8 protein-coding genes are annotated in these 6,598 nt (G+C 77.0%); 5 read left to right on the top strand and 3 right to left on the bottom strand.

Going from position 1 to position 6,598, the window contains the following annotated elements; translation table 11 throughout:
- The 4 genes from EPD83_RS11070 to EPD83_RS11055 form a co-directional block, all read left to right on the top strand.
- Positions 1–713, top strand: a 713-nt coding sequence (locus EPD83_RS11070) for a glycosyltransferase 87 family protein (RefSeq protein WP_128368666.1), incomplete at its 5' end; no start/stop codon positions are given.
- 33 nt (positions 714–746) lie between these two features.
- On the top strand, positions 747–1,175 hold the full coding sequence (locus EPD83_RS11065) for a DUF4446 family protein (RefSeq protein WP_165566592.1): 429 nt from the start codon (positions 747–749) through the stop codon (positions 1,173–1,175).
- Entirely contained in the window at positions 1,172–2,101 is a 930-nt protein-coding gene (gene pheA, locus EPD83_RS11060) for a prephenate dehydratase (RefSeq protein WP_128368238.1), read from the top strand. The genes EPD83_RS11065 and pheA overlap by 4 nt, the downstream gene beginning before the upstream one ends.
- A 96-nt stretch (positions 2,102–2,197) precedes the next feature.
- Positions 2,198–2,491 carry a hypothetical protein gene (locus EPD83_RS11055; RefSeq protein WP_128368239.1) on the top strand — a complete coding sequence of 98 codons (294 nt, stop codon included), beginning with the start codon at positions 2,198–2,200 and terminating at the stop codon, positions 2,489–2,491.
- A gap of 50 nt (positions 2,492–2,541) precedes the next feature.
- On the opposite strand, the gene EPD83_RS11050 is transcribed toward EPD83_RS11055, so the two are convergent.
- The 3 genes from EPD83_RS11050 to EPD83_RS11040 are packed head-to-tail and all read right to left on the bottom strand — an operon-like array spanning position 2,542 to position 4,991.
- Complete coding sequence (locus EPD83_RS11050) at positions 2,542–3,048, bottom strand: META domain-containing protein (RefSeq protein ID WP_164896739.1); 507 nt, start codon at positions 3,046–3,048, stop codon at positions 2,542–2,544.
- Positions 3,045–4,136: a 1-acyl-sn-glycerol-3-phosphate acyltransferase gene (locus EPD83_RS11045; RefSeq protein WP_165566591.1), complete on the bottom strand. Its 1,092-nt coding sequence runs from the start codon at positions 4,134–4,136 to the stop codon at positions 3,045–3,047. The genes EPD83_RS11050 and EPD83_RS11045 overlap by 4 nt, the downstream gene beginning before the upstream one ends.
- A gap of 21 nt (positions 4,137–4,157) precedes the next feature.
- The gene (locus tag EPD83_RS11040; protein WP_128366652.1) at positions 4,158–4,991 is read right to left on the bottom strand and encodes a patatin-like phospholipase family protein; all 834 of its coding nucleotides are present in this window, start codon (positions 4,989–4,991) and stop codon (positions 4,158–4,160) included.
- An 85-nt stretch (positions 4,992–5,076) separates the two neighbouring features.
- Here EPD83_RS11040 and EPD83_RS11035 point away from each other — a divergent pair, with 85 nt between their 5' ends.
- Positions 5,077–6,492, top strand: a complete 1,416-nt coding sequence (locus EPD83_RS11035) for an HAD-IB family hydrolase (protein ID WP_128366653.1) — start codon at positions 5,077–5,079, stop codon at positions 6,490–6,492.
- Positions 6,493–6,598 lie beyond the last annotated feature (106 nt).

Raw genomic sequence — 6,598 nt, 5'->3', positions numbered from 1 at the left:
GGGTCTTCGTCGTCCACTTCCTCGTCACCCGGCGCTGGCGCGAGGCCGCGACCGCCGTCGGGACGGCCGCGGCGGTGACGGTGGCCTCGGCGGTCGTCCTGCCGTCGGCGTCGTGGGCGTTCTGGCTCGGGGCGCTGCAGGACAGCGACCGGCTCGGGCCGAACGCGGGCACGGCGAACCAATCGATGCGCGGGTTCCTCCTGCGCCTCGGGCCCGAGGGGGTGCCGGGCACGGTGCTGTGGCTGCTGCTCGTCGCCGTCGTCGGGGTGCTCGGGTTCGCCCTCGCCCGGCGCATGTACCGGCGGGGTGACAGCGTGGCCGAGGTCGCGGTCGTCGGGCTGCTCGCCTGCCTCCTGTCGCCGGTGGCCTGGGTGCACCACTACCACTGGGTCGTCGTCGTGGTCCTCGCGCTGCTCGGGACGCAGCCCTGGCGGGACCGGCGGCGGCTCTGGGCCGGGGCCCTCGTCTGCGTGTTCTTCGTCCTGCGGCTGCCGTGGTGGGGCATCGACTGGCTCGCCACCGACTGGCCGGAGTGGCCGGGGCGGGTCCTGCAGAACGCCGACGTGTTCGGCGGGCTGGCCGCCCTGTGGCTGCTCTGGTGGGTGGCCCGCGACGCACCGGCCGCCCCGTCGCCGTCGGACGGGGTCGCCGGGGACCCCGCGCGCGAGCAGGTCCCCGCCCGTCCGGTGGAGCGCGCCGGACGGACGCCGTGACCCGACGAGCCGGGGCGGCTCTAGCCTGAGGGCATGCTGGGGCTGAACGGATGGGAGCTGCTGCTCCTCGGCGTTCCGACCCTCCTCGTGGTCCTCGCCGTGGCCGCCGTCGTCGCGCTGCTGGCCCGCACCGCGGACCTGCGCCGGCGGGTCGCGGCCCTGGAGGCCCACCGCCCGGCCGGCGACGCCGACCTCGCCGCCCTGCGCTCGGAGGTCGGGCAGGCGCTCAAGCACGTCGCCGTCGTCCGCTACGACGCGTTCGGGGACATGGGCGGCCGGCTGAGCTTCAGCGCCGCGGTGGTCGACGACGACGGCGACGGCATCGTCCTGTCCTCCATCCACGCCCGCGGGGAGTCCCGCACCTACGCCAAGGGGGTCGTCGGCGGCACCTCCGACGCGACCCTGACGCCCGAGGAGCAGCAGGCCCTCGCGGCGGCCCGCACCGGGAAGGACCGACCGTGACCCGACTCGCCTACCTCGGCCCCGAGGGCACCTTCACCTCGATGGCCCTGGACTCCTGGCCCGACGCCGACGGGGCCGAGCGGGTGGCCTTCGGCTCGGTCGACGGGGCGCTGGCCGCCCTGCGGGCCGGGGACGTCGACGGCGCCATGGTGCCGATCGAGAACTCCGTCGAGGGCGGGGTGTCGGCGACCCTCGACGCCCTGGCCAGCGGCGACCCGCTCGTCGTCGTCGGCGAGGTCCTCGTGCCGGTCACCTTCGTCCTCGCCGCGCGGGCCGGGACCGTGCTGGACGAGGTGCGCGCCGTGGGGACGCACTCGCACGCCTGGGCCCAGGTGCGCGGCTGGATGCACGCCCGCCTCCCCGACGCCGCCTACGTCCCGACCCTCTCGACCGCCGCCGCGGCGGCCGACCTCGCCGCCCCGACCGGGCAGGAGCCGCCCTACCAGGCGGCCGTCTGCGCGCCCGCCGCCGCGACGCTGCACGACCTCGACGTCCTCGCCGAGGGCATCGGCGACATGCAGGCCGCCGTCACCCGCTTCGTCCTCGTCGCCCGGCCCGGGTCGACGCCGCCGCCGACGGGCGCCGACAAGACGACCGTCGTGCTCTTCCAGCGCGACGACCACGCCGGCGGCCTGCTCGAGCTGCTCGAGCAGTTCGCCGCCCGCGGCATCAACCTGACCCGGTTGGAGTCGCGGCCGACCAAGGCGTCGATGGGGTCGTACTGCTTCTCCGTGGACGTCGAGGGCCACATCCGCGACGAGCGGCTCGGCGAGGCCCTCATGGGGCTGAAGCGGATCTGTGCCGACGTGCGCTTCCTCGGCTCCTACCCGCGCGCCGACCGGCAGCGGGCGACCATCGCGCCCCGCGCGAGCGACGCCGACTTCACCGCCGCCCGCGGCTGGCTGCACGGCCTGCGCGACGGCTGACCGTCCTCGACGACGCGGGCCCACCGGGGCGGCCGGGCATGGACTCCGGGACGGCGGTCTGCCTATGGTGACCCCCCACCCCCCGGAGGAGCCGCCATGCCGAGCCACCCGTCCGTCCGTCTCCTCACCGCCTGCGCGGTGACCGCCCTCGTGCTCCCCGTGCTGGCCGCCGGCCCCGCCGCCGCGGAGCCACCGCGGCCGGGGTGCGGCTACGGCGACACCAACCACAGCCACCAGGCCGCCCCCGGCCTGGACCCCCTCGGCCTGCGTCCGGGAGCCGGCACCGGCGACCCGGTGCACCCGCACACGGCGCCGCCCGGGCAGGCGCCCGCCGACGGCGGGGACCAGAGCGGGCCGATGCGCGGCTGCCCGGCTCCCGCCGAGGGCTGAGCCGGAGGTCGGCAAGGAGCCGGCCGCACGGCGGACCGCCGGCCCGGCGGTCAGCCGTGCTCGCCCGCGCCGTCCCGGGCGAAGCCGAGCCACGACCCCTCCCCCTCGCCCCAGAGCAGGGCGAGGGAGGGCCCGGAGCGTTCCAGCCGGGGCCGGGCGCCGAGCATGTCGAGCACCCAGTCCTCCTGACCGGCGCGGGCGTCGTCGCAGCCGGTCCCGGCGACGGCCAGCCCGGACCCGTCGAGGACGAGGCGGGAGTCCTCGACGGCGACCGTCGCCCGGCCCGTGGTGCAGCCGGTGGCCAGGGTGAGCCGGTCGCCCGCGACGACGAGCCGGACGTCGGCGACGAGGCCCGCCGGCGCACCGGCGTCGTTGACCGCCGTCCACGACCCCGCGAGGTCCTGGACGGACCCGACGGGCACCGACCCGTTCGCGGTCCGGTCGGTCCGCCGGTCCAGCGCGAGCAGGGTGCCCGCGGCGAGCACCGCGACGGCGAGGGCCAGGACGGGGAGGAGACGCGTCCGGCGCGACCGGGGGTCGGGCGCGGGCGTCGTCACGGGTGTCGGACGGTGCCCGGCGTGGTCGGGTTCCCCTCCGCGGGCCCGCCGTCCGTGGTCGCGGCCTCGTCGACCGGGTCCCCGGCCGGCCGGTCGGTGCGGTGCTCGGTCACCCAGGCGTCGACCTCGTCCCAGCGGGCCCGCAGCCACGGGTCGAACGTCTCGGCGTCGGTGGGGACGTCCTGCGCCCGGTAGGTCCACGTGCGCACGAGGAAGGGCCGGTCGCGGAACGGCATCGCCGCCCAAACCCGCCGGGCGCTCGTCAGCTCGCCGAAGCCCGCGTGGGCGATGACCATGACGTCGGCCCGCGGGCGCGAGGACCGGGCGGCGAAGGCGCCGCGGGTGCGCGGGGGCAGCACGTTGACGAGCCGCTCGGCGTGCGCGGCCCCGTCGGCGTCGCCGCGGCGTCGCAGCCGGTCGATGACGCGGGCGCGCCGGCTCGGGGTCCAGTTCTGGCCCTCGGGGAAGAGGAGGAAGACGTCGTCGCGCTCCAGCGTCGCGGCCATGGCGCGCACCCCGCCGAGCCGGTCGCCCGTGCTCGGGACGAACGAGGCGTCCAGGCGGGTGAGGATCGTGTCGATGCCGGGGTCCCAACGCATGGCCTCCGCGAGGACGATCCGCGGCAGCCGCTCGGCGGTCCGGGCCAGCAGCCAGGCGACGGCGAGGGAGTCGAACGGGCCGGCGTGACGGGCGAAGGCGACGAGCGGCTCGTCCTCGCTGCCGAAGTGCATCCGTTCCGTGAGCTCGACGCGCAGCCCCAGCCAGCGGCGGCTGTAGAACATCAGCGAGTCCAGGGCGTCGCCGAGCAGCCGCTCGTGGTCCTCACGCCAGGTCGGCGAGTCGCCCTCGGGGCTCGCCGCCCGCAGCGCCCAGCAGCGCACGAGCATCCGGATGTCGACCCACATGAGCAGCACCGCGAGGCAGGAGACCCGGAACAGCCGGGCCCGGCGGTCGAGCAGCGCGTGGAAGGCGCCGGCGACGACGACCGGGACCATGAGGCCGGTGACGACGACCCCGACGAGCGGCCACACCGCGTGCAGGACGGTCCGCACGGCTCGCGGCGGCGGGGGGATGCTCCGGGCGCCCATGCGCACGCAGCCTAGGGCCAGTCAGCCGGCGCCGAGGGCGGCGAGGTAGGCCGCCGACGCCGCGTACGCCTGGTCGGCGCGCTCGCGCATCCGGGCCCGGCGGACCTGGCGGACCGGCAGGTTGGGGCTCGAGGCGGCGCCGCTCGGCAGGACGTGCGTCTCGACGTCGCTCGGCAGCGAGGCCATCTCGTGGACGAAGCGGTGCCGCCGCGCGATCTCGAAGGCGACGGTCCCGACCTCCCACGGACGCCGCGGCGGGGCGAGCGGCTGCTCGACGCGCCCGACCTGGAGGACGAACAGCCGGGTGGCGCCCAGGGTCAGCGCCCGCCCGACCGGGATGGAGTGGACGAGCCCGCCGTCGAGGTAGTGCCGACCGCCGATCTCGACCGGCGGGAACAGCCCCGGCACCGAGCAGGAGGCGACGACGGCGTCGACGAGCGCGCCCTCGTCGAACCACGTCCCGCTCGCGTCCTCGACGCAGGCGGCGACGCACTGGAACGGCACGGCGAGCTCGTCGAAGCGGTCGACCGGCAGGTGGGCGTCGACGACGTGCCGCAGCGGGGCGTCGGACAGCAGGTGCGTCCGGAAACGGGCGACCCGCCCGGCCTGGCGCAGCGGGTTCTCGACGAACACCCGGTCGCGGACGACGGCGTCCCAGACGCCGGCCAGGCGCTCGACGCCGGCGGGCGAGGGGTCGGCGGCGACGAACGCCCCGTTGAGCGCACCGATGCTCGTCCCCACGACGAGGTCGGGGCGGACGCCGGCCTTCGCCAGCGCCCGCAGCATGCCCACCTGCGTCGTCCCCAGCACCCCGCCGCCGCCGAGGACGAACGCCGTCGTGCCGCGCTCCGTCATCCGGCCAGCCTAGGCACCCCGCCGGCCGCGACCCGTCCCCCGCGACGCCCCGTGCCGGACAGCGGCCCCCGGGTAGCCTCGGGCCATGTCCGCAGCGCCGCCGGCCGACCCGCCCGGCGCCGCGATCTTCGACCTCGACCGCACGCTGCTGCAGGGCGGCACCGGGCCGCTGCTGGCCCGCGCGATGTACGACCTCGGGGTCGTCACCCGGCGGCTGCCCGGCGAGCGGCTGATCTTCAGGGCCTTCGACGTCCTCGGCGAGAACCTCCCCTCGGTCGCCCTGGCCCGTCAGGCGAGCCTCGTCGCCCGCGGCCGGGACGGGGGCGCCTTCGACTCCGCGGCCGACCTCGCCGCCGAGGCCATCCGCACCGTCGTCCACCCCTTCGCGCTCACCCTCATCGAGCAGCACCGCGCGGCCGGCCGCCCGGTCGTCCTCGCGACGACGACGCCCGAGCACCTCGTCCGGCCGCTCGCGGACCGGCTGGGCATCGACCACGTCGTCGCCACCCGCTACGCCCTGACCGAGGACGGCCGGTTCGACGGCTCGCTCGACGGCCCGTTCGTCTGGTCGCGCGGCAAGCTGTCGGCCGTGCGAGCCTGGGCCGAGCGCGAGGGTGTCGACCTGCGCGAGAGCTTCGCCTACTCCGACTCGATCTTCGACCTGCCGCTGCTCACGGCGGTCGGCAACCCCGCCGCGGTCAACCCCGACCCGCGGCTCACCGTCTACGCGCTCGCCCGGGGGTGGCCCATCGTGCACTTCGACGTCTCGCCGGGAGTCGTGAAGATCCCCGTCCTCGGGGTGGAGCTGCAGCGGCTGCTGTTCGCCGCCTGCCCACCCGCCCTCTGGCCCTACGCCCGCTTCGACGTCGCCGGGCCCGAGCACGTCCCGCGCTCGGGCCCGGCGATCCTCGTCGGCAACCACCGCTCGTACTTCGACGTCCCCGCGATCATCCAGATGATGCGCGCCACCCCCCGCACCGGGCGCATTCTCGCCAAGCGGGAGCTCTTCGACGTGCCGCTCGTCGGCGGGCTCGCGCTGGCCCTCGGCGGGATCCCGGTGGACCGTGGTCGCGCGGGCACCGAGTCGCTGGAGGCCGCGACCGTGGCCCTCGAGGGGGGCGAGCTGGTCTGCCTGCTGCCGCAGGGCACGATCCCGCGCGGCGAGCGGTTCTTCGACCCCGTGCTCGTGGGCCGCACCGGCGCCGCCCGGCTGGCCGCCGCCACCGGGGCCCCGGTGATCCCGTTCGGCATCTGGGGCAGCGAGGAGGTGTGGCCACGGTCCTCGCCGCTGCCGCGGATGCACCGGCTGCGGCACCCGCCGACGGTGCGGGTCCGGGTCGGCCCTCCGGTCGGGCTCGAGGGCGACGGGTTCGTCGCCGACACCGCCCGGATCATGGCCGCCATCTCCGACCTCCTGCCGCCGCAGGCGCGTGCGGCGCGCACGCCGACGGCCGAGGAGGTCGCGCGGGCCACGCCCCGCAGCAGGCGCCGCCGCCGCTGACCGAGCAAGACTGCCCCACGCCTCGGGGCCGTCGCCCTGCGGCCCCGGGTGCGTCGTCCCGCCCCGAGGAAGATCTCCTTGACGCACGGGCGGAGGTTAGGGTTAC

The sequence above is a fragment of the Phycicoccus flavus genome, from assembly GCF_004025965.2.
Taxonomy (GTDB): Bacteria; Actinomycetota; Actinomycetes; order Actinomycetales; family Dermatophilaceae; genus Phycicoccus; species Phycicoccus flavus.
The sequence above is the reverse complement of the archived record's forward strand: the minus strand, read 5'-3'. Positions and strand labels throughout refer to the sequence as shown.